This is a genomic window from Haloechinothrix alba, from assembly GCF_900188115.1.
GTDB lineage: Bacteria > Actinomycetota > Actinomycetes > Mycobacteriales > Pseudonocardiaceae > Haloechinothrix > Haloechinothrix alba.
Map to the genome: position 1 here is coordinate 14,555 of NZ_FZNW01000019.1, position 22,552 is coordinate 37,106.

General features: G+C 69.6%; 21 protein-coding genes and 1 pseudogene. 12 read left to right on the plus strand and 10 right to left on the minus strand.

The genetic code is table 11. The features are described from left to right. Positions 1-12 precede the first annotated feature (12 nt). From CHB84_RS17370 to CHB84_RS17405, 8 genes are all read left to right on the plus strand, one after another. On the plus strand, positions 13-804 hold the full coding sequence (locus tag CHB84_RS17370) for a TIGR03084 family metal-binding protein (protein WP_089302703.1): 792 nt from the start codon (positions 13-15) through the stop codon (positions 802-804). After that, a complete protein-coding gene (locus CHB84_RS17375) occupies positions 801-2,522 on the plus strand; it encodes an acyclic terpene utilization AtuA family protein (RefSeq protein ID WP_089302704.1) in 1,722 nt (573 codons plus the stop codon). Before CHB84_RS17370 ends, CHB84_RS17375 begins: the two co-directional genes overlap by 4 nt. Beyond that, on the plus strand, positions 2,519-3,664 hold the full coding sequence (locus CHB84_RS17380) for an acyl-CoA dehydrogenase family protein (RefSeq protein WP_089302705.1): 1,146 nt from the start codon (positions 2,519-2,521) through the stop codon (positions 3,662-3,664). Before CHB84_RS17375 ends, CHB84_RS17380 begins: the two co-directional genes overlap by 4 nt. Next, positions 3,661-5,259 (plus strand): acyl-CoA carboxylase subunit beta, encoded by a 1,599-nt coding sequence (locus tag CHB84_RS17385; RefSeq protein ID WP_176440018.1) that lies wholly within the window; start codon positions 3,661-3,663, stop codon positions 5,257-5,259. The genes CHB84_RS17380 and CHB84_RS17385 overlap by 4 nt, the downstream gene beginning before the upstream one ends. 81 nt (positions 5,260-5,340) lie before the next feature. Further along, positions 5,341-7,395 (plus strand): acetyl/propionyl/methylcrotonyl-CoA carboxylase subunit alpha, encoded by a 2,055-nt coding sequence (locus CHB84_RS17390; protein ID WP_089302706.1) that lies wholly within the window; start codon positions 5,341-5,343, stop codon positions 7,393-7,395. An 8-nt stretch (positions 7,396-7,403) separates the two neighbouring features. Then, a complete protein-coding gene (locus CHB84_RS17395; protein WP_089302778.1) occupies positions 7,404-8,561 on the plus strand; it encodes an acyl-CoA dehydrogenase family protein in 1,158 nt (385 codons plus the stop codon). Positions 8,562-8,735: 174 nt separating this feature from the next. Beyond that, complete coding sequence (locus tag CHB84_RS17400) at positions 8,736-9,569, plus strand: SDR family oxidoreductase (RefSeq protein WP_089302707.1); 834 nt, start codon at positions 8,736-8,738, stop codon at positions 9,567-9,569. Continuing rightward, positions 9,562-10,194, plus strand: coding sequence for a TetR/AcrR family transcriptional regulator (locus CHB84_RS17405; protein WP_245818806.1), 633 nt, complete (start codon positions 9,562-9,564; stop codon positions 10,192-10,194). Before CHB84_RS17400 ends, CHB84_RS17405 begins: the two co-directional genes overlap by 8 nt. Before the next feature lie 57 nt (positions 10,195-10,251). Here CHB84_RS17405 and CHB84_RS17410 read toward each other — a convergent pair whose 3' ends face one another. Genes CHB84_RS17410 through CHB84_RS17420 form a run of 3 tightly spaced genes read right to left on the minus strand, consistent with a single transcriptional unit; the run spans position 10,252 to position 12,608 of the window. Continuing rightward, the gene (locus CHB84_RS17410; protein ID WP_089302780.1) at positions 10,252-10,848 is read right to left on the minus strand and encodes a TetR/AcrR family transcriptional regulator; all 597 of its coding nucleotides are present in this window, start codon (positions 10,846-10,848) and stop codon (positions 10,252-10,254) included. 36 nt (positions 10,849-10,884) lie between these two features. Continuing rightward, the gene (locus CHB84_RS17415) at positions 10,885-11,868 is read right to left on the minus strand and encodes a helix-turn-helix transcriptional regulator (protein ID WP_089302708.1); all 984 of its coding nucleotides are present in this window, start codon (positions 11,866-11,868) and stop codon (positions 10,885-10,887) included. A gap of 38 nt (positions 11,869-11,906) precedes the next feature. Next, entirely contained in the window at positions 11,907-12,608 is a 702-nt protein-coding gene (locus CHB84_RS17420) for an acetoacetate decarboxylase family protein (RefSeq protein ID WP_089302709.1), read from the minus strand. A gap of 152 nt (positions 12,609-12,760) precedes the next feature. Between CHB84_RS17420 and CHB84_RS17425 the strand changes: the two genes are divergently transcribed. Further along, on the plus strand, positions 12,761-13,756 hold the full coding sequence (locus tag CHB84_RS17425; protein WP_089302710.1) for an LLM class flavin-dependent oxidoreductase: 996 nt from the start codon (positions 12,761-12,763) through the stop codon (positions 13,754-13,756). Between the two features lie 34 nt (positions 13,757-13,790). Here the strand turns inward: CHB84_RS17425 and CHB84_RS17430 are convergent, their stop codons facing one another. From CHB84_RS17430 to zwf, 5 genes are all read right to left on the minus strand, one after another. Then, positions 13,791-13,925, minus strand: coding sequence for a methionine/alanine import family NSS transporter small subunit (locus CHB84_RS17430; RefSeq protein WP_089302711.1), 135 nt, complete (start codon positions 13,923-13,925; stop codon positions 13,791-13,793). Continuing rightward, on the minus strand, positions 13,925-15,457 hold the full coding sequence (locus CHB84_RS17435; RefSeq protein WP_089302712.1) for a sodium-dependent transporter: 1,533 nt from the start codon (positions 15,455-15,457) through the stop codon (positions 13,925-13,927). Before CHB84_RS17435 ends, CHB84_RS17430 begins: the two co-directional genes overlap by 1 nt. 224 nt (positions 15,458-15,681) lie before the next feature. After that, complete coding sequence (gene eda / locus CHB84_RS17440) at positions 15,682-16,311, minus strand: bifunctional 4-hydroxy-2-oxoglutarate aldolase/2-dehydro-3-deoxy-phosphogluconate aldolase (protein ID WP_176440019.1); 630 nt, start codon at positions 16,309-16,311, stop codon at positions 15,682-15,684. 20 nt (positions 16,312-16,331) lie between these two features. Beyond that, on the minus strand, positions 16,332-18,218 hold the full coding sequence (gene edd, locus CHB84_RS17445) for a phosphogluconate dehydratase (RefSeq protein WP_217898614.1): 1,887 nt from the start codon (positions 18,216-18,218) through the stop codon (positions 16,332-16,334). Beyond that, positions 18,215-19,693, minus strand: coding sequence for a glucose-6-phosphate dehydrogenase (gene zwf, locus CHB84_RS17450; protein WP_089302714.1), 1,479 nt, complete (start codon positions 19,691-19,693; stop codon positions 18,215-18,217). The genes edd and zwf overlap by 4 nt, the downstream gene beginning before the upstream one ends. Before the next feature lie 189 nt (positions 19,694-19,882). Between zwf and CHB84_RS17455 the strand changes: the two genes are divergently transcribed. Both CHB84_RS17455 and CHB84_RS17460 read left to right on the plus strand, forming a co-directional pair. After that, positions 19,883-21,103, plus strand: a complete 1,221-nt coding sequence (locus tag CHB84_RS17455) for an ROK family transcriptional regulator (RefSeq protein WP_089302715.1) — start codon at positions 19,883-19,885, stop codon at positions 21,101-21,103. 150 nt (positions 21,104-21,253) lie between these two features. Continuing rightward, positions 21,254-21,721 carry a hypothetical protein gene (locus CHB84_RS17460; protein ID WP_089302716.1) on the plus strand — a complete coding sequence of 156 codons (468 nt, stop codon included), beginning with the start codon at positions 21,254-21,256 and terminating at the stop codon, positions 21,719-21,721. Here the strand turns inward: CHB84_RS17460 and CHB84_RS17465 are convergent. Further along, positions 21,718-22,059: a BCCT family transporter gene (locus CHB84_RS17465; protein WP_425432314.1), complete on the minus strand. Its 342-nt coding sequence runs from the start codon at positions 22,057-22,059 to the stop codon at positions 21,718-21,720. The genes CHB84_RS17460 and CHB84_RS17465 overlap by 4 nt on opposite strands. Next, positions 21,971-22,150: pseudogene (locus CHB84_RS24060) on the minus strand (BCCT family transporter); the annotation flags it as partial. The pseudogene CHB84_RS24060 and the gene CHB84_RS17465, both read right to left, overlap by 89 nt. Positions 22,151-22,349: 199 nt before the next feature. On the opposite strand from CHB84_RS24060, the gene CHB84_RS17470 reads away from it, so the two are divergent. Next, complete coding sequence (locus CHB84_RS17470; protein ID WP_089302717.1) at positions 22,350-22,529, plus strand: hypothetical protein; 180 nt, start codon at positions 22,350-22,352, stop codon at positions 22,527-22,529. Positions 22,530-22,552 lie beyond the last annotated feature (23 nt).

Sequence of the window (22,552 nt, forward strand, 5' to 3'; positions counted from 1 at the left end):
AAGGAGACATGCATGGTTCAGCTGGTGGAACTTCTCGACGACCTCGACGCCGAGGGTGCCGACCTGGATGCTCTGGTCACCGAACAGCCGGCCGGGCAGTGGAGGCTGCCGACTCCCGCGCCAGGGTGGACGATCGCACACCAGATCGCCCACCTCGCCTGGACCGACGAGGTGGCGCTGCTGGCGGCAACGCGGCCGGAAGAGTTCCGGTCCGAACTGGACCTGGCGGCGAACGATCCGGACGGCTTCGTGGACAGGGCCGCGGAGCGGGGAGCGGCCAAGGGCGTGACGGAACTGCTCGCGACCTGGCGTACCGGCCGATCGCGGCTGCGCGCCGCGCTCGCGGAGTTGCCAGAGGGGACCAGGCTTCCGTGGTTCGGGCCGCCGATGAAGCCCGCATCCATGGCGACCGCGCGGCTGATGGAAACGTGGGCGCACGGTCAGGACGTCGCGGACGCGCTCGGCGTGGTGCGGACCGGCACGGACCGGCTGCGGCACGTCGCCCACATCGGGGTCCGTACCCGTGACTTCGCCTACCACGCGCACTCCTTGCAGCCTCCTGCCGAGGAGTTCCGCGTGGAGCTGGAGGGGCCGACGGGCCAGCAGTGGACGTGGGGGCCCGGGGACGCGCGCCAGCGGGTTACCGGCAGTGCGCTGGAGTTCTGCCTGGTGGTGACGCAGCGGCGGCATCCGGACGACACCGCGCTCGCTGCCGAGGGCGACGAGGCCCGTCGCTGGCTGGGCATCGCGCAGGCGTTCGCGGGACCACCCGGGCAGGGACGGAAGGCGGGACAGTTCGCATGATCCGGATCGGGAACGCATCGGGCTTCTACGGGGACCGGTTCGACGCGGTGCGCGAGATGCTCACCGGCGGGCAGCTCGACGTGCTCACCGGCGACTACCTGGCCGAGCTGACCATGCTCATCCTGGGGCGAGATCTGCTCAAGGACCCGTCCCGGGGTTACGCGAGGACGTTCCTGCGCCAGATGCGTGAGAACCTCGTTCTCGCCAAGCAGGCCGGGGTGTCCATCGTGACCAACGCCGGGGGGCTGAACCCGGCAGGGCTGGCCACCGCGCTGCGTGAGCTGGCCGACGAGCTCGAGGTTCCGCTGTCCGTCGCGCACGTCGAGGGCGATGACCTGCGAGAGCGGGCACAGGATCTGGGTTTGGCCGTGCACACGGCAGATGGGCGGGAGCTGGCCCCGTTGACCGCCAATGCCTACCTCGGCGCCTGGGGCATCGCCGAGGCACTCGGAGCGGGCGCCGATGTCGTCGTCACCGGCCGGGTCACCGACGCCTCGCTGGTGGTCGGACCAGCGGCAGCACACTTCGGCTGGCGACGAACCGACTACGACGCGCTCGCCGGTGCTGTCGTGGCCGGACACGTGATCGAGTGCGGGGCACAGGCCACGGGGGGCAACCTGGCGTTCTTCACCGAGGTCGACGACCTGACCCGGCCGGGCTTCCCGATCGCGGAGGTCGACAGCGACGGGTCCAGCGTGATCACCAAACACCCGGGAACCGGCGGTGCGGTCACCGTGGACAGTGTGACCGCTCAGCTGCTCTACGAGATCGCAGGCCCCTCCTACGCCGGTCCCGATGTCACGGCCCGGTTCGACACGATCGACCTGCATCCCGAGGGCGTCGACCGGGTCCGCGTCAGTGGGGTGCGCGGGCAGGAGCCCCCGGCTCGTCTCAAGGTCGGTCTCAACGCGCTCGGCGGGTACCGCAACCAGGTCACCTTCGTGCTCACCGGCCTGGACATCGAGGCCAAGGCCGAGCTCGTGCAACGGCAGCTGGTGGCCGCGCTCGACACCGCTCCGGGTGAGCTGCGCTGGTCACTGGCGCGTACGGACAGCACCGACGCCGATACCGAGGAGGGCGCCAGCGCACTGCTGCACTGCGTGGTCAAGGACAGCGACTCCGCCGTCGTCGGGCGGGCCTTCAGCGGTGCGGCCATCGAGCTGGCCCTGGCGAGCTACCCCGGCTTCCATGTGACAGCGCCCCCGGCCGACGCGACCCCGTACGGGGCGTTCGGCACGGCGTTCGTCGGCGCGGCCGAGGTACCGCACGTCGCCGTGTTACCGGACGGCGGGCGCGTGGACATCGCGCCCGCGCCCGAGACGCGGGAGGTCGCCGATCCGGACGAGCCCGTCTCGCCGGAACCCACCGGGATCGCCGGGTCCGGAACGACCCGCACGGCGCCGCTGGGAACGATCGCCGGGGCGCGCAGCGGGGACAAGGGAGGCGCCGCGAACCTGGGTGTCTGGGTTCGCAACGCCGAGGCGTGGCCCTGGCTGGTGCGCACGCTGACCGTGGACGAGCTCAGGCGACTCCTGCCGGAGACAGCCGACCTTCCGGTGCGCCGGTACCTACTGCCGAACGTGCTCGCGGTGAACTTCGTGATCGACGGCATTCTCGGGGACGGCGTTGCATCGCAGGCCCGGTTCGATCCCCAGGCGAAGGCTCTCGGCGAGTGGCTGCGATCGCGACACGTCGAGATACCCGAGGAGTTGCTGTGAACGAGTTCGAGACCGACGAGCGCCGCGCACTGCGCGAGACTGTGCGGCGGTTCACCGAGCGCGAGGTGCTGCCGTCGGCCGAGGAGTGGGAGCGCGCCGGGGAGCTGCCGCGCGAGCTGCATCGCAAGGCAGCCGAGCTCGGCCTGCTGGGGGTGGCCTTCCCGGAGTCGGCGGGCGGCGGTGGGGGAGACATCATCGACTCCCTCGTGGTGACCGAGGAGATGCTCTACGCGGGAGCCCCTGGTGGTGTGATCGCCGCGCTGTTCACCCACGGCATCGCCCTACCGCACATCGTCGCCGCGAACGATCCCCGGCAGCTGGACCGCTGGGTGCGCCCCACGCTGGCAGGTGAGGCCATCGGCGCGCTGGCCATCACCGAGCCGGACGGCGGGTCGGATGTGGCCGGGCTGCGGACCACGGCCAAGCGGGACGGCGCGGACTACGTGGTCAACGGCGCCAAGACGTTCATCACCTCGGGCACCAGGGCCGATTTCGTCACCACAGCCGTGCGCACCGGCGAGCCGGGCGCGCACGGCATCTCGCTGCTGGTGATCGAACGTGACACCCCTGGCTTCGAGGTCAGCCGCAAGTTGGACAAGATGGGCTGGCAGTGCTCGGACACCGCCGAGCTGACGTTCACCGACTGCCGGGTGCCCGCCGCGAACCTGGTCGGCGAGGAGAACAGCGGTTTCGTGCAGATCGCGCAGAACTTCGTCAGCGAGCGTCTCGGGCTCGCGGTGCAGGCCTACGCGGCCGCGCAGCGGGCACTCGACCTCACCGTGCAGTGGTGCCGTGACCGGGAGACGTTCGGGCGCCCGCTGGTGTCCCGGCAGCTGGTGCAGCACACCCTCACCGAGATGGCGCGGCGGATCGACGTGGCGCGCACCTACACCCGCGATGTGGCCGTGCGCCACGCCGCGGGCGAGGACATGATCGCGCAGGTGGCCTTCGCCAAGAACACCGCCGTCGAGGCGGGTGAGTGGGTCGTCCACGAGGCCGTGCAGCTGCACGGCGGGCTCGGCTACATGCGCGAGGCCGAGGTCGAACGGCAGTACCGCGACATGCGCATCCTCGGCATCGGCGGAGGAACCAACGAGATCATGACGTCCCTGGCCGCGAACCGATTGGGATTCACATCATGACCGTACTCAAATCCATGGTGGACACCTCGGCGGAGGAGTTCGTCACCAACCGGGACGCGATGCTGTCCAAGCTGGACGAGGTCGAGGGCGAGCACGCCAAGGCCATCGAGGGTGGCGGAGCCAAGTACGTCGCCAGGCACAAGGAGCGGGGCAAGCTGCTCGCCAGGGAACGCATCGAGCTGCTGATCGACGAGGACTCGCCGTTCCTCGAGCTTTCCCCACTGGCGGCATGGGGCTCCGAGTACCGGGTCGGCGGCAGCGTCGTGGTCGGGATCGGTGTGGTGGAAGGCGTGGAGTGCATGCTCATCGCCAACGACCCCACCGTGAAGGGCGGCGCGACGAACCCTTGGGGTCTGAAGAAGAGCCTGCGCGCCGCCGAGATCGCCGAACGCAACCGCCTGCCCGTGATCCACCTGGTCGAGTCGGGTGGGGCGGACCTGCCCGCGCAGAAGGAGATCTTCATCCCGGGCGGCAGGACGTTCCACAACCTGACGCGTTCGTCGGCCCAGCGGGTGCCGACGGTGTCGCTCGTGTTCGGCAGCTCCACGGCCGGTGGCGCGTACCTGCCGGGGATGTCGGACTACGTCGTGATGGTCGCCGAGCAGGCCAAGGTCTTCCTCGGTGGACCACCGCTGGTCAAGATGGCCACGGGGGAGGAGTCCGACGACGAGTCGCTCGGCGGGGCGGAGATGCACGCACGGTCCTCCGGGCTCGCCGACTTCCTCGCCGTCGACGAGGAGGACGCGATCCGTATCGGGCGCAGCATCGTCCGGCGGTTCAACTGGGACAAGCTCGGACCCGAGCCCAGGCGCGAGTACACCGGGCCGTACTACGACCCCGAGGAACTCCTTGGGGTGGTACCGAACGACCTGAAAGTGCCGTTCGACCCGAAGGAAGTCATCGCACGGGTGGTCGACGGCTCCGACTTCGACGAGTTCAAGCCGCTGTACGGCAACAGCCTCGTCACCGGCTGGGCCGATATCCACGGCTACCCCGTCGGGATCCTCGCCAACGCGCGCGGGGTCCTGTTCAGTGAGGAGTCGCAGAAGGCCACCCAGTTCATCCAGCTCGCGAACCAGACGGACACACCGCTGGTGTTCCTGCACAACACGACCGGTTACATGGTCGGCAAGGAGTACGAGCAGCTCGGCATCATCAAGCACGGCGCGATGATGATCAACGCGGTGTCGAACTCCACCGTCCCGCACATCTCCGTGCTGATGGGCGCGTCGTACGGGGCGGGCCACTACGGAATGTGTGGCCGCGCGTACGACCCGCGGTTCCTGTTCGCCTGGCCGAGCGCGAAGTCCGCGGTGATGGGACCGCAGCAACTGGCGGGTGTACTGTCCATCGTGGCCAGAGAGTCCGCTGCGGGTCGCGGCGAGACATACGACGAGGACAACGACGCAGCCATGCGCCAGGCGGTCGAGCAGCAGATCGAGGCGGAGTCCCTTCCGATGTTCCTGTCCGGGATGCTCTACGACGACGGCATCATCGACCCGAGGGACACCAGGACCGTGCTCGGTATGAGCCTGTCGTCGATCCACAACGCCGAGGTGCGGGGGACGGACCGGTTCGGCGTCTTCAGGATGTGAGGGACCTGTGACACACACGGCGTTCGGCGTACCGCCCGCCCGCGCGGGCGCGGGTATCCCGGGATACACAGTGAGGATGTCATGAGCAGCCAGTCACCGGCGGTGCCGGTCAACCAGATCACCAACGTGCTCGTCGCCAACCGTGGCGAGATCGCGCGCCGCGTGTTCCGCACCTGCGCAGAGCTCGGGATCGCCTCTGCCGCGGTGTACTCCGACGCGGATGCGGACTCGCCCCACGTACCCGAGGCCTCGGCAGCGGTTCGGCTGCCCGGCGACACTCCTGGGGATACCTACCTGCGCTCCGACCTGGTGATCGATGCCGCCCGCGCCTGCGGGGCCGACGCGATCCATCCCGGGTACGGTTTCCTCTCCGAGAACGCCGAGTTCGCGCGCGCCGTCACCGACGCGGGACTCACCTGGATCGGTCCTCCATCTGCGGCCATCGAGGCGATGGGCTCCAAGGTGGAGTCGAAGCGGATCATGGCAGAGGCCGGGGTGCCGGTACTGGCCGAGCTCGACCCGGCGGATGTCACCGAGGCCGACCTTCCGCTCCTGGCCAAGGCGTCCGCGGGCGGCGGGGGCCGCGGGATGCGGGTGGTACACGCCCTCGACGAGTTGCCCGACGCCGTCGCAGGCGCCAAGGCCGAGGCGGGCTCGGCGTTCGGTGACTCCACGGTGTTCTGCGAGCGCTACGTGGACACCGGCCGCCATATCGAGGTGCAGGTACTCGCGGACAACCACGGCTCGGTGTGGGCTGTCGGGGAGCGGGAGTGCTCCATCCAGCGCAGGCACCAGAAGGTCGTCGAGGAAGCCCCGTCCCCGTTCGTGGACGAGAGGATGCGCGCCGAGCTGTTCGATGCCGCGCGGAAGGCCGCCGGGGCCATCGACTACCGCGGGGCGGGCACCGTGGAGTTCCTCGCCACCGCCGACGGGGAGTTCTTCTTCCTCGAGATGAACACGCGCCTGCAGGTCGAGCACCCGGTCACGGAGTGCACGGCGGGAATCGACCTGGTGGCGGAGCAGATCAGGATCGCGGAGGGCCAGCGGCTAACCGACCCGGACGCCCGCGCGGAGCGCCCGAACGGGCACGCCATCGAGGTTCGGCTCTACGCCGAGACGGTCGTCCCCGCAGGCGACGGCCTCGAGTGGCAGCCGCAGAGCGGCCCGGTGCACCGGCTGCGCGTCCCGCGCGTCACCGCGGAGTTCGCGCTGCCGCCGCGGTTCGGGGTGCGGCTGGACTCCGGCGTCGGCGACGGCTCCGTCGTCGGCGTGCACTACGACCCGATGCTCGCCAAGGTGATCTCGTGGGCGCCGAGCAGGGCCGAGGCCGCACGCGCGCTGGCAACCGCGCTGGCGGAAGCCTCCGTTCACGGCCTGGCGACGAACCGCGACCTGCTGGTGAACATTCTCCGGCATCCGGCCTTCCTCGCGGGCGAGACGGACACGGCCTTCCTCACCCGGCACGACCTCGCGACGCTGGCGTCCCCGCTGGCAGGCGAGGAGGCGCACCGGCTGTCCGCGCTGGCTGCTGCGCTGTCGGCAGCCTCGATCAATCGCGACCGGGCGACGGTGTTGCGCGGCCTGCCGAGCGGGTGGCGGAACGTGGCCTCCCAGCCGCAACGCAAGAGTTTCACCGCGGGCGAGCGGACCTATCAGGTCGAGTACCGGCTGACGCGGTCCGGACTGCACGCTGCCGAGTACGCCGGCGTCGATCTCGTCCATGCGGGCCCGGACAACGTCACGTTGACGGTGCACGGCGTGCGCAGGAACTTCGAGGTCGCGCACCATCCGGGGCTCATCTGCGTGGACTCCCCCCTCGGGCCTGTGGCGCTACGACCGCTGCCCCGGTTCACCGACCCGGAGGCCACGGTCGCCGAAGGTTCGATGCTCGCACCGATGCCCGGAGCCGTACTGCGGGTCGCCGTTCAGCGTGGCGAGCATGTAACCGCGGGTCAGCCCGTGCTGTGGCTGGAAGCGATGAAGATGGAACACCAGGTCACGGCACCGACCGACGGTGTCGTGAGCGAGCTCAACGTGGAAGCCGGTCAGCAGGTCGATCTCGGCGCCGTACTCGCGGTGGTGCGACCGGCGGACGAACAGGACCACAACCCTCGTCAGGAAGCGGGTACCTCATGAGCACAACCATGACCTTTACCGAGCCGGAGGAACGTACCGCGCTGCGCAAGGCTGTCTTCGACCTCGGCAGCTCCTTCGGTCACGACTACTACCTCGCACAGGCACGCAACGGCGGGCACACCGATGAGCTGTGGGATGCCGCGGGCCGGCTCGGCTACCTCGGAGTGGCCGTACCGGAGCAGTACGGCGGCGGGGGAGGGGGTATCGGCGACCTCTCCGCGGTGTGCGAGGAGTTCTGCGCGGCAGGGACACCCATGCTGCTGATGGTGGTCTCGCCTGCGATCTGCGCTACCGTGCTCTCCCGGTTCGGCACCGAGGAGCAACGAGACCACTGGCTGCCGGGCTTCGCCACCGGTCAGGTGCGGATGGCGTTCGCGATCACCGAGCCGGACGCGGGCTCGAACGCGCACAACATCACGACCACGGCGCGGCGCGACGGCGACGGCTGGGTGCTCAACGGGCAGAAGGTGTTCATCTCCGGGGTGGACGAGGCCGATGCGGTGCTCGTGGTCGGCCGTACCACCGACGCACGCACGGGCAATCTCAAACCGGCCCTGTACATCGTGCCGACCGACAGCCCGGGTCTCGAGGCCAAGCCGATCGAGATGGATCTGACCTCGGCAGACAAGCAGTTCAGCCTGTTCTTCGACGACGTGCGGCTGCCGGGCAACGCGCTTGTCGGTTCCGAGGACGCCGCGATCGCCCAGCTGTTCGCCGGACTCAACCCCGAGCGGATCATGGGGGCGTCGTTCTCGCTCGGCATAGCCAGGCTCGCGCTGGATCGGGCGACCGAGTACGCGAAGGTGCGCAAGATCTGGGATACGCCCATCGGCGCGCACCAGGGCATCGCCCATCCGCTCGCGGAGATCAAGGTCGAGATCGAGCTGGCCAAGCTGATGACCCAGAAAGCCGCGGCACTCTACGACTCCGGTGACGACATGGGTGCCGGAGAGGCGGCGAACATGGCCAAGTACGCGGCTGCCGAAGCGGCGGTGCGTGCGGTGGACCAGGCCGTGCAGACCCACGGCGGGAACGGGCTCGCTTCCGAGTACGGGCTCGGCGCGATGATCGCGGCAGCACGTGTCGGGCGTATCGCGCCGGTGAGCAGGGAGATGGTGCTCAACTTCGTGGCACAGCACAGCCTCGGGCTTCCCAAATCGTACTGAGCAGCAGGCACCGCACCGGTCGGGCATCCGTCGGATGCCGAGGCAGTACCGGTTCGGGCCGGGTTCGGGCCGGTTACGGGCCCGCCACGGGGCGGCACCGCCCGCCCGCATAGTGTCGGAGCGGACGAGACACGCGCCGACCGTGTGACCGCGAACGCGAACGAAGGGCGACCCATGAGCACGCTCGCAGGTAAGACACTGATCATGTCCGGTGGCAGCAGGGGAATCGGCGAGGCGATCGCGCTGCGCGCGGCCGCCGACGGGGCGAATGTCGCCATGATCGCCAAGACCGCGGAGCCACATCCGAAGCTTCCGGGCACGCTCTACACCGCCGCCAAGGCTGTGGAGGACGCAGGCGGACAGGCACTACCGATCGTCGGGGACATCCGCGACGACGAGGCGGTCCGCTCGGCGGTCGCCCAGACCGCCGAGCAGTTCGGCGGGATCGATGTCGTGGTCAACAACGCGAGTGCGATCGACCTCACCCCGACGGCGTCGATCGACATGAAGCGCTACGACCTCATGCAGGACATCAACACGCGCGGGTCGTTCCTGCTGTCCCAGAGCGCCATCCCGCACCTTCGGCAGTCCGGCAACCCGCACATCCTGACGCTGTCGCCACCCATCAGTGTCGACCCCAAATGGTTCGGTTCGATCGGCACGGCCTACACCATCGCGAAGTACGGGATGAGCCTCGTGACGCTGGGGCTGTCCGAGGAGCTCCGTGCGGACGGTATCGCGGCGAACTCGCTGTGGCCGCGGACGACCATCGACACCGCTGCGATCCGCAACGTGGTGGGCGCGGAGCTGGCCGACCGGTCACGGACACCCGACATCATGGCGGACGCGGCACACGCGATCGTGACACGGCCGAGCGCCGAGACCACAGGGCAGTTCCTCATCGACGACGAGGTCCTCGCCGCCGCGGGTGTGACCGACTTCGCCCGCTACCGCATCGGTGACCGGGAAGAGGACCTCGAGCTCGACTTCTGGGTGGAACGTGCCTGACCAGGTGCAGCCGAACGCGGTGCGGGAACCGCAGCAGGAACGCAGCAGGACGACGCGCCGCAGACTCCTGGAGGCCGCTACCGCCTGCCTCCCGGAGCTCGGATGGACACGCACGACCGTCGCGGTCGTCGCCGAGCGCGCAGGCGTCTCCCGCGGCGCGGCTCAGCACCACTTCCCGGCGCGTGAGGACCTGGTCACCGCCGCGGTCCAGCACATCTCCGATGTCCAGGTCGCGGAGCTGCACGAGAAGGTGGCGCAGCTGCCGAGTGGTCCGGTGCGGACCGAGGCCGTCGTAGCGATGCTGCTCGACCTGTACACCGGACCGACCTTTCGTGCCGCCCTGCACCTGTGGGTGGCCGCATCGACGGAGGACCGGCTCGGCGCGATCGTACGGCCCCTCGAGGCCCACGTCGGTCGTGAGGCGCACCGCACAGCGGTCGAGCTGCTCGGGGTCGACGAGTCCGTGCAGGGGGTGCGAGAGACCGTGCAGGCGACCCTCGACCTCGCGCGCGGCCTGGGGTTGGCGAACCTGCTCAGCGACGACGTCGCCCGCCGCCGGAAGATCGTTCGGCAGTGGACGGCGCTGATCGAGCCCACCCTCGCCGCGGCCGCACGCGGCGGGTGAGCTGAATGACGCGTTCACTCCGCCAAATGGACTGAAGGCGTCATTCAGCGGGATCCCTCAGCGCACGGGTAGGCCCAGCGCGATCCGCATCGTGTCGGTGAGCACGCGGACCGGGATCGACGGGTCGATCGCCCGCTGCACGCCCAACCCGATGCCGAGACTGAGCACCGCCGCGGAGACGTCCTCGGCGGGTACCGGAAGCTCGACGCCGAACTCGGTGAGGTTCTCCCTGATCAGGTCGGTAAGCATGCCCCGTATCGTGGCGTCCCTGTCGGCCAGCTCCGCCCTGAGACGTTCGTCCCTGCGCACGTTGGTGGCGAACTCCACCTCCAGCGCGGTCCAGCTCTGGTCGCCGATGGTCTCCTCGGCCCACTTCTCCAAACCGTCCAGCCGCTCGGCCAGCGTTTCCTTCCCGGCCATGGCGCGGACGATACGTTCGGCCTGCTCGGCGTGGATCGCGTCGAGCACGGCCAGGCAGAGCTCGTCCTTGTTCCGGAAGTTCGAGTACACCGCGCCCTTGGAGTAACCTGCGGCGTCGGCGACCTTCTCCAGCGAGGTCGCCCAGTAGCCCTCGGCCAGGAAGAGCTCCTTGGCTGTGCTGACGAGTTGCTCGCGGGTGCGCGCCTGGCTTTCCGCACGGGTGAGACGGGCCATGCGCACCACCCTACCGAGCCCCTCGTGGGAGGCGTTTCAGATCCAGCCGTTGCGGCACGCGTACACGGCCAGCTGGAACCGGCTGACGACCCCGGCACGCGTGGTCAGGCTCTCCACGTGCCGGGAAAGGGTGCGTCGGCTGATGCCGAGCAGCTCGGCGATCCCGGCGTCGGTGATCCCGCTCGCGAGCAGCTCGATGATCCTGCGCTCGACCGGCCGCAGCGTGGACGGCTCCTTCGTGCCGAGATGCATGGGCAACGCGGCGCGCCAGGACGTCTCGAACAGGCCGTACAGCGCGTCGAGCAGGCTGGACTGCCGGACGAGCAGCATCGAGCGGTTGAGTTCGGCGCCGGTGTCGGACAGTGACACCATGGCGAGCTTGCCGTCGTAGATCGTGAGCTTGACCGGGACCGTCGGCAGCACGCGCGCCTGCTCGCCCGCGCCGATGCACGGCTGGATGTTCGAGTTGTAGTAGTCCGGCTGGCGCACGGCAGCGCGGGCGTAGACCACCCGGTACGTGACACCGCGCCGCAGGTTGGCCACCTCCACGTCGTTCGGCCCGGACGGTGTGGAGTACGGCGGTGAGTCGAACCGGAGCACCTCGCTGCTGGCCGTGCTCTCCTCCAATTCGACCCGTTCGGCGACGTGCGGTGCCGTGATCACCTCGACGATGTCGTCCGGCGAGTGCTGCCACACCTCACGTTTGAACGAGCGGTAGGCGTTGACCGCTGCGACCTCGGCGGCCCGCAGCTCCGCCTCCCTCGTGCGGGCGAGACGCTGCAACCCGGCGGTGGGCTCGACCGGGCTCGCGGTGCCGTCCTCGGGCCCTATCGTGGTGACCAGGCCTGTTTGATACAGGATGGCGAGCCGTTGCCGCACCATGTCGGGGGACAGGTCCAGCTCGGTGGCGAGCCGCTCGTGCCCGGCGGGGCCCGAGGCGAGCAGCCACACGTAGACCTCGACGGCCGCGGGATCCAACCCGAGTGTGCACAGGTGGTCTTTCAGCTGATCATCCGTCATCGTGGATCCTCGCCGGGAACGCTACCCATGCGTAGATCCTACGGGCCCGCGAACCTCTCTGACGTGTTCGGCGTGTCGAGCGCACCGAACCACATGCGGAAGTCCCGCATACTCACCGTGCCGAGCGGGCGCAGACCGGACAGGAACCCGAGCGGGCCGGCATGCTCGACGGACCAGCGTGCGCGGCTCAGCGCCGGGCGCGCGGTACCACGAACCCGGCTGAGCTGCGGCGTCGATGACCGCGACTGGAGGACGCCGAGCGCGAACGGCACGCGGAGGGGGAGGGTGGCGAGTACGTCGATGCCGGCCTCGGCGAGCACGGCCTCGCCGGGACCGGCCTCCCGCGCCCGCAGGCGTGCTCCCGGTAAGACCTCGAAGGAGGCCAGCTCCTTCGGGATGGCCCACAGGGCGCGTCCGCCGTCCCTGGAGGCGGCGCTGTCGACCCAGATGTGGCTGATCGTCGGGAACAACCGCCCGCCACGCCGCACGAGGACGGTACACATCAGCTCCTCGTACTCCAGCACGCTGCCACGCTGGTAGCTCACCCATGCGGTGGCGAGCAGGAAGCTGCCCCCGAACCGGAACGGCGTGGCCCCGCGCGGCACCGCCCGCTGCACGGCGGCAGGCAGCCGCCCTGCAGGTACTCGCCACAGCGATACGTGTGCCTGCCCGCGCAGCGGCCACGGCTCGGGAGGATAGGAGTGTTCTGCCTGCACGGGAACCCTTCGTCGAGACGGCATTTATTGGCATTATGCCAGCAGCGCGTGCTGAATGACGCATACACTCCCTCCCGTGGACTGAAAGCGTCATTCAGCCGGCCCCGTGGCGTGATCGAGGCCACGGCTCGCACCGATCGGGAAGCAACCGGCACGGTCGCGCGTTGAGCCGGGGTGTGAGTGCACTGCAAGATGTGCCGCTGTCCGTGCTGGACCTCGCGCCGATCACCGAGGACGGCGACGCGCGCGCGGCACTACACAACACCGTCGATCTCGCCCGCCGCGTCGAGGACCTCGGCTACCACAGGTACTGGGTGGCCGAGCACCACAACATGCCCGGCATCGCCAGCGCGGCCACGGCCGTACTCGTCGGCCAGATCGCCGCGGCGACCGAGCGGATCCGGGTGGGCTCGGGCGGCGTCATGTTACCCAATCACACGCCGCTTGTGGTCGCCGAGCAGTTCGGCACCCTGGAGGCGCTGCACCCCGGCCGCATCGATCTGGGCCTCGGAAGGGCACCGGGAACCGACCCGCGTACCGCCCATGCCGTGCGCGGCGGCCGGATGGTCTCGCCGGAGGAGTTCCCGCAGCAGCTGAGCGAGCTCGTGGGCTACTTCGACCGGGACGGCGACCGCGCGGTCAACGCCGTCACCGCGGAGGGCAACGCCCCGCCGGTGTGGCTGCTCGGGTCGAGCGACTTCAGCGCGAGGCTCGCGGGCAGGCTCGGGTTGCCGTTCTCGTTCGCCCACCATTTCAGCCCGAAGAACACCGTGCCCGCGCTACGGGCGTACCGGGAGGCCTTCCAGCCGTCGTCCGTGCTGGACGCCCCGTACGTCCTGCTCGGCGTGTCCGTGATCGGCGCGGACACCGACGAGCGGGCCCGCACGCTCGCCGTGCCGGGGCTGCTCGCGCAGCTGAGCCTGCGCCGCGGGCGGCCGATCCCGCTGCCGAGCCCGCGGACGGCCGCGCAGGTCGAGCTCACCGAGCAGGAGCGCGCGTACGTGGACAAACGCCTGGAGAAGAGCATCGCGGGATCACCGGACACCGTGCGAGCCCGGTTGCAGGACCTGCTTTCCGAGACGGGCGCCGACGAGCTCATGGTCACCACCATGGTGTATGACCATGAGGATCGTCGGCACTCCTACGACCTGCTCGCCGAGCTCGCACGCTGAGCCGGCTCGCGTACCGGGGCGGCCGTGCTGATCGCTACGGCGCCCCGGTGCTGTCCGTGTCCTGCGCCGCTCGCCGCATGTGCCTGCGCAGCAGGACGATGGACGCGGCGAGCCCGCCCCAGATCAGGGTGATGGCGATGATCATCATGATGACGGCACTGACGGACATCAACGGCTCACTTTCGACGTATCGTCGGCGGGCTCCTCAGCGGCCTCGGTGGTGGCACGCTTCCAGGGCAGGAAGGACATGATCACGCCGAAGACCACGGCGCCGATCGCGATCGCCCACCCTGCCGAGAGCAGGAACGACGTGGGGTAGTCCTCGTAGTTCTCCGCGATCTCCGTGCGCAGGCTGTCCCACATCATCCAGCCGAGCACCAGTGGAGTGATGACGCCGAGCGTGACAGGCCACCACCAGCCGAGCCGGATGGCCGAGGCCGCGTCCGCGAGCGATTGCAGCTCCGGGAGTTTGCGCAGCACCCAGCTGACGACCACGACCACGACCAGGCCCGCCAGCGCGATGCCGTACTGGTTGATGAAGTGGTCCGCGGCGTCGAGCAGGTACAGACCTTCTTCGGTGGGGAACAGCAGGATGGACGCCAGCGCGATCGCCCCGCCGACGCACAGCACCGCGGGTACCCGGTCGATGCCGGTGCGGTCCTGCACGGCGGCCACGACCACCTGGACGATGCTGATCAGCGAGGACATCCCGGCCACAACCAGGGAGCCGAAGAACAGCAGGCCGAACAGCGAGCCGGCCGGCATGTTGGAGATGATCTCCGGGAACGCGACGAAGGCCAGCCCGATCCCGTCGGTGGCCACCTCGTCGAGCGCCATCCCGCCGGTGACGGCCATGAATCCCAGTGTCGCGAACACGCCGATGCCCGCGAGGATCTCGAATGAGCTGTTGGCGAACCCGGCGACAAGGGCCGAACCGGTGAGATCGGTGCCGCGGCGCAGGTACGACGCGTAGGTGATCATGATGCCGAAGCCGATGGACAGGGAGAAGAAGATCTGCCCGTAGGCAGCCACCCACACGGCGCTGTCGGTGATCGCCGACCAGTCGGGGGCGAACAGCGCGTCCAACCCGGACATCGCGCCGGGCAGCGTCACCGCGCGCACCACGAGCACGAGGAAGAGCGCGACGAGCAGCGGGATGAAGATCTTGTTCGCCCGTTCGATGCCGCGCCGCACGCCGAACGCAAGGATGACCAGCGTCACCACCCAGACGGCGATCAGCGGCCACAGGACCCCGGAGACGTACGAGGAGACCATGCCCGGCTCGGCGGCGACCTGCAGGAAGTCCTGCTTGAGGAAGCCTTCCGGATCGTCCCCCCACTGCTGGCCGACCGAGAAGCCGGTGAAACGCACCGCCCAGGCGATGATCACGGCATAGTAGGCGGCGATCACGAAGCAGATGGCTACCTGCCACCAGCCCAGTGCCTGGGTCGGCCTGGACATCCGCAGGAATGCGATCGGCGGGGAGCCCCGGTACCGGTTGCCGATGACGTACTCGAGCACGAGCAGGGGGATGCCCGCTGTGAACAGAGCGATCAGGTAGGGCACGAGGAACGCCCCACCGCCGCCTTCGTAGGCGATGTAGGGGAACCGCCAGATGTTGCCCAGCCCGACCGCCGACCCGATGGCGGCGAGCAGGAATCCGGCTCGCGTAGCCCATTGCTCGCGGACCTGGTTTGCCATGTACGAGGCTCCTTGTTCATACCTTCCATCGCTGCCGCGGGTGTCGCCGCAGCGACCGGCCATGCCGCTGGTTCGTGCCGCTGGTTCGCGGCAGCGCCCGACGATACTGAGCGGTATGTCCCCCGGCACAGCTGGGTCCGCCCCCGGCATGCTGAATGACGCTTTCAGTCCATTTGACGGAGTGAAAGCGTCATTCAACCACCGGTGTGGACTGAAAGCGTCATTCAGCCAAGCTGCGCGGCCTCGGCGGCGAGGCGCTCGATGCGCTGCCAGTTGCCAGCGGTCACGGCATCGGCAGGGGTGAGCCAGGACCCGCCCACGCAACCGACGTTGGCAGCGGCGAGGTAGCGCGGGGCGTTGTCCGCCGAGATACCACCGGTGGGGCAGAAGCGCGCGTGCGGCAGCGGTCCAGCCACCGACTTGAGGTAGTCCAGCCCGCCCGAGGCCTCGGCGGGGAAGAACTTCATCTCGGTGGCCCCCCGGTCCAACACCTCGAGCATCTCCGAGACGGTCGAGGTGCCGGCGAGGTACGGCACCGGGCACGCTGTCATGGCATCCAGCAGTGCCGGCGTGCTGCCGGGGCTGACCAGGAACTGGGCCCCCGCGTCGACAGCTTCGCCGACCTGGGCCGCACTGGTGACCGTACCGACGCCGACGGTGATCTCCGGTACCTCGGCCCGGATGCGCCCCACACCCTCCAGGGCCGCAGGCGAGCGCAGGGTTACCTCGATGATGCCGATCCCGCCGCGGGACAGTGCACCCGCGAGGGGGGCCGCCTCGCCGGCATCGCCGAGCACGACCACCGGGATGACAGGTGATATGTCCAGTACAGATCCGGTGACCGGTGCTGACACGGCCTTCCTCCTCCGGGTGCTCACTGTGTTCGCCGCGCCGTGCACTGCGCCTGCGGTGACGACCGCTCCTCGAACCCGAACACGGTGGCACCGCGGTCCGCGGCGCCGACCGTGCCCCGCATCGGGGCGAACAGTTCCCGCCCCGTGCCCGCGCCCGGCGGGGGAGCGGCGTCGGCCTCGCGGGCGGCGAACTCGTGCGCGTCGACAAGCACCTCCAGGGTGCCGGACGTGGTATCCAGGCGGATCGGGTCGCCGTCGCGCAACCGAGCCAGCGTTCCGCCGTCCGCCGCCTCCGGGGTGAGGTGGATCCCGGCCGGGACCTTGCCGGAGGCACCGGACATCCGCCCGTCGGTGACCAGGGCGACCGTGTGACCGCGGTCCTGCAACACACCGAGCGTGGGGGTGAGCTTGTGCAGCTCCGGCATCCCGTTGGCCCGGGGCCCCTGGAAGCGCACCACGGCGACCAGGTCACGATCGAGCTCGCCGGCCTCGAACGCGGCGAGGAACCCGCTCTGGTCGTCGAACACCCGGGCGGGTGCCTGCACCACGCGGTGCTCGTCGCGTACCGCGGACGTCTTGACCACGGCGTTTCCGAGGTTGCCCGTAAGCATCCGGAGCCCACCCTCCGGGGAGAACGGGTCGGACACGCCGCGCAGCACGGTCTTGTCCAGGCTCTCGGCAGGCGCGTCGCGCCACACGAGGGATACGCCGTCCAGCGCGGGCTCGGTGCGGTAGGCATCGGACAGCGCGTGCCCGCTGACGGTGCGCGTGTCGGGATGCAGCAGTCCCGCGTCCAGCAGCTGGCCGATCAGGAACCCCATACCGCCCGCCGCGTGGAAGTGGTTGATATCGGCCTGACCGTTCGGGTAGATGCGCGCGAGCAGCGGGGTCACCGCGGAGAGCTCCGCGAAGTCCTCCCAGCGCAGGTCGATACCGGCCGCGGCTGCCATCGCCACAAGGTGCATGGTGTGGTTCGTCGATCCACCCGTCGCCAGCAGCGCGAGCACCCCGTTGACCACGGCACGCTCGTCGACGACGTCGGCGAGCGGGGTGTAGCCGGGGTGCGCGGTGTCCTCGCCGGACGGTGCGGTCAGTCCCACTACCCGCCTGCCTGCCTCGTGGGTCAGGGCCGCCCGCAGGTCGGTGCCCGGGTTGACGAAGCTCGTCCCGGGCAGGTGCAGCCCCATCGCCTCCATCAGCAGCTGGTTGGAGTTGGCTGTGCCGTAGAACGTGCAGGTCCCCGGGCCGTGGTAGGAAGCCGACTCGGCCTCGAGCAGCTCCTCCCTGCCGACCTTGCCCTCGGCGTGCAGCTGCCGGATCCTGCTCTTCTCACTGTTCGGCAGCCCGGAGGTCATCGGCCCAGCGGGGACCAGGATGGTTGGCAGGTGACCGAACGACAGGGCTCCGATCACCAGGCCGGGCACGATCTTGTCGCACACGCCGAGCAGCAACGCACCGTCGAACATGTCGTGGGACAGTGCCACCGCCGTGGCCATCGCGATGACGTCGCGGCTGAACAGCGACAGCTCCATACCCGCGCGGCCCTGGGTGATCCCGTCGCACATCGCCGGAACGCCACCGGCGAACTGTGCGATACCGCCGCCGTCGGTTACCGCCTTGCGGAGGGCGGAAGGAAAGTCCTCCAGCGGCTTGTGGGCCGAGAGCATGTCGTTGTACGCCGAGACGATCGCGATGTTCGGCTTCCTCGTACGCCGCAGCGCCTGCTTGTCCACATCGCCCGCGGAGGCGAAACCGTGCGCGAGGTTCGCGCAGGCGAGCTCCCCGCGGGCGGGGCCCTGCCGTGAAGCCTGCCGTACCCGTGCCAGGTACGCGGCCCGTGACTGGTCGCTGCGCTCCCGGATTCGCTCGGTCACCGCGCGCACGACCGGGTGGAGGTCTGCCGTCACTGAAAATCCTCCTCGTGCCAGGTACGTCCGTCACGCTCGATCAGGGCGGTGGCGCCGGGCGGGCCACTGGTGCCCGCGGCGTACCGCTGGGGTTCCTCACCCGATGCGGCCCAGGCGGCCAGGATGGGCTCCGTCCAGGCCCATGCGGCCTCGACCTCGTCGCGCCGCATGAACAGGGTCGGGTTGCCGCGGATGACATCCAGCAGCAGACGCTCGTACGCGTCGGGCAGCGGGGACTGGAAGGTCTCCGCGAAGCTGAGGTTCAGTGGCACCGGGCGCAGCCGCACCCCGCCGGGGCCGGGTTCCTTTGTGACCAGGTGCAGCCGCACGCCCTCGTCCGGCTGCAGCCGCAGCACGAGCCGGTTCGGGGAGATGCCGCCTTCCGTACCGGGGAAGATGGAGTGCGGTACCGGCCGGAACTGCACCACGATCTCCGAGGCGTGCCGTTCCATGCGCTTGCCGGTACGCAGGTAGAAGGGTGTGCCCGACCACCGCCAGTTGGCGATGTCCACGCGCAGCGCCGCGAACGTCTCCGTGCGGCTCGGTGCGCCGTCCAGGTCCTCCCGGTAGCCGGGAACGGCGGCGCCGTCGATCAGCCCTGCGCCGTACTGTCCCCTGCAGGTGGCCCTGGCGACGTCGCCCTCGACCATCGGGCGCAGGGCCTGCAGCACCTTGAGCTTCTCGTCCCGCACGGCTTCCCTGTCGAGCGCGGTCGGCGGCTCCATGGCCACCAGGCACAGCAGCTGCAGCAGGTGGTTCTGCACCATGTCGCGCAGCGCCCCCGCGCGGTCGTAGTATCCGGCACGGCCACCGACCCCGAGCGACTCACTGACGGTGATCTGCACGTGGTCGATGGCACCGGAGTTCCATTGTGGCTCGAGCAGCGCGTTGGCGAACCGCAGGACCAGGAGGTTCTGGACCGTTTCCTTACCCAGGTAGTGGTCGATGCGGTAGATCCGTTCCTCGGGAAAGACCGTGCCGACCTCGTCGTTGATCCGCCTGGCAGAGGCCAGGTCGTGCCCGATCGGCTTCTCCAGCACGACGCGGGAGCGCGGGTCGACCAGGCCCGCCGAGTCCAGCCCTCGACAGATGGTGCCGAACAGCTGTGACGCGCACGCGAGATAGAACACCCGTACGCGCTCGGTGTCCGTGCCGAGTATCTCGCCGAGGGCACCGAACGTGGCGTGCTCGGACACGTCGATCGTGATGTGGTGCAGGTGCCGCAGGAAGTCGCCGACCGCCTCGGCGCTCGCGGACTCGGCAGGCAGGCTCGCCCGCAGCTCCGCGGCGACCTTGTCGCGGTAGCCGGCGTCGTCGAGGCCGGAACGGGACACCGCGACGATGCGCGAGCCGGGGTCCAGCTGACCGTCCCGCGCGCGCAGGTACAGCGCGGGCAGCAGCTTGCGCATGGCGAGATCGCCCGTTCCGCCGAACACGACCATGTCACACGGTTCGACCTGCGGTAGGGCAGTCATCAGTACGTCCTTCCGAGTAGGGGCGCCACGTCCAGACTAGTGACCCTTATGCACTATTACAAGCATACTTTTGCACTTCAAAGACATTAGTGTTGGCTAGACTCGGCGAACATCAGCTCGCAAACAGAGCTGGGAACCGGAACAGCAGGGACACGCGCGGATACGCAGATCGTGGGGTGAGGCGCCGATATGCGACGAGCGACAGCGGCACCGAGCGCGCCGTCGAGCGGGGACGTGTTCCAGCTCATCCGGAACGGTGCGGCACAGACGCGGTCCGAGCTGGGGAGACTCACCGGCCTGTCCCGCACCGCTGTGACCCTGCGTGTCGAGCAGCTGCTGGCGACCGGACTGGTGACCGAACGCCCCGACGGGGGGTCAACCGGTGGTCGTCCGCCGGTGCGGCTGGCCTTCGACGCCGGTGGCGGGACGGTGCTGGCCGTCGCGCTCGGTGGCAGTCGCGCCCAGGTCGCCGTCTGCGACCTCGCGGCAACGGTGAAGGTACTGCGCACCCTGCCCGTCGACCTCGCGGACGGTCCGGAGGCCGTGCTGGACGCCGTGGCCACCGAGCTGGCAGACCTGATGAAGGAGTCGGGCGGCGACCCCGGGCAGGTATGGGGCATCGGCGCGAGCATCCCCGGTGCCATCGACGTCGGCACGGGACGGAGCCTCAGCCCACCGGTACTTCCCGGCTGGGGCGACGTGCCCATCGTCGAGCACTTCACACCGCGCTTCGCCACACCCGTCGTGGTCGACAACGACGTCAATGCCCTTGCGCTTGCCGAGTACCGTAAGCACCCCGGCGTGCAGGACCTGCTCTATGTCAAGGCCTCGACCGGGATCGGAGCGGGCATCGTCAGCGACGGGCAGCTGCGCCGCGGGACGCTGGGGGCGGCAGGCGAGATCGGGCACATCAAGGTGACCGGTGCCGAGGACCTCACCTGCCGCTGCGGTGACACCGGCTGCCTGGAGACGCTCGCGGCGGGGTGGGCGCTGGTGCACGCGCTGTCGGCGCACGGAAGGCAACTGACCGACACCCGGGACGTGGCCGAGCTGGTGCGTACCGGCGACCCCGAGGCAGGCCGGCTGGTCCGTAGCGCGGGGCGGGCGCTCGGCGAGGTACTGGCGGGGGCGGTCAACCTGCTCAACCCGGAGCTGATCGTGCTTGGCGGCGATCTCGCGCACGCCTACGAGCCGCTGGTGGCCGGAGTCCGGGAGAGCATCTACCAGCGCGCGACCGCGATGGCTACGCAGCGACTGCGGATCGAACGCAGCGCGCTCGAGGAGCAGGCCGGTGTGATGGCCTCGGCGGTGATGGCGCTCGAGTCGGTGCTCGCGCCACGCGCCGTGGACGAGGTGATCGCCCGCCGCGACGGTGAGCTCACGCGGAGCCGCCCCCGCCGTCCGGAATGAGGGCCGGCCGCAGCCGGTCCAGCACGGCGGCGGGATCCTCGGCCGATCCGGGCGCCGGTGGGCACAGCGCCACGCGTTTCGGTACCCGCCGGCACTGTCTACCCCGGTGGAGCAACGATGTGTACCCGGATGTCTCGGCTTGGAGGCCGGATGGCTGACTACGAGGACCCCGTGACACCACCCCAGGACACGGGCGCGCCGGATGAGGTCGAGTCCGACCCGGTGGCGCTGAGTAGCAGTGAGGATCTCGATGAGGACCAGCTCCGGCTGGATCCCTTGGAGAAGGGCGCTGAGCCGCCGGAAGGGTGGTCGGCGGCCGACCGGTTCGGCACGACGCCGTTCGAGCACCGGCAGGGCGAGGATCTCGACGAGCGGGTACGGCAGGAGCAACCGGACCCGGAGGTCCCCGACGAGGCGGTACCGCCCGAACCACTCGAACGCACCGACAGCGAGCTCAGCGAGGCCGTCGACGACGTGCACCAGGACACCGAGCAGATCGACCCCGGACAGCCGATACCCGCGATACCGACACACGGTGAGCGACACGACCAGCACGCCGACGAGGCGGGGGGTTCGCTCGCCGAGTCGTTACGGGAACCGGGCCGGGAGTCCCGCTAGCCGGGTCGAGCCGAAGGACTCCACGCATCCGCGTGCCCGAACACTTCGGACAGACCGGCATCGACCTGCTGCGCGCCCAGGCCCAGCGAGGTCGCCAGGCCGAACAACGTACCGAAGACGGCGAGGATGACGACGAGGTTGCCGACCGAGCCATAGATCCGGTCGCCGATCAGCAGGTACAGCCCGGCCGCGGGACGCAGCGGAAGGCCCCTTTCGGAAGCATAAGTACCCCATGGACAGTCCCAACACGATGTATATCGCCCACGGGTGCAAGCCCCAGTGGAAGATGATGTAACGCATCGCGTCGACCGCCCCTGCTGGCCACCTTGCGTGACCACAGGGGCCTGGGGCATGTGGAACGGGGCTTCGAAGACCCCGAAGAAGTCCAGCGCGGCCGAGGCCGCTCCGCCCCGACCTCCTCAGCGTCACTGTCGGCCGCGAGCACCCGCACGCGGGGCGGAATCAGCTCAGTTCTGGTGAGCGCGTTCCCACGTTCGTGTGCCGTCTAATCACCCGGCGCCGGCTCCGGTACGTACCCGCTGGTTTGGGCATCGTGCCCACGGGGTAACCACATATGACCGGATACGTGCTTCCCGTACCTCGACATCGTCGACAGGGAGGGCGGTCCATGCGACGCGAGAGTGGGCAACGCAGTCCAAGGGAGGACGAGGAACGCAAGGAGGAACTCGCCGGGTTGCTCCGTGGCAACCGTCCCGCGCGGGCCCAGGAGTGGCGGGACCCGGAGCCCCCGGCGGAGGACGACCCCGAGGTTCCCCCGTTCAGCCGACGCCAACAGCCGCGGGCGTGATCCGATCGCCCGCGGCACCGTCA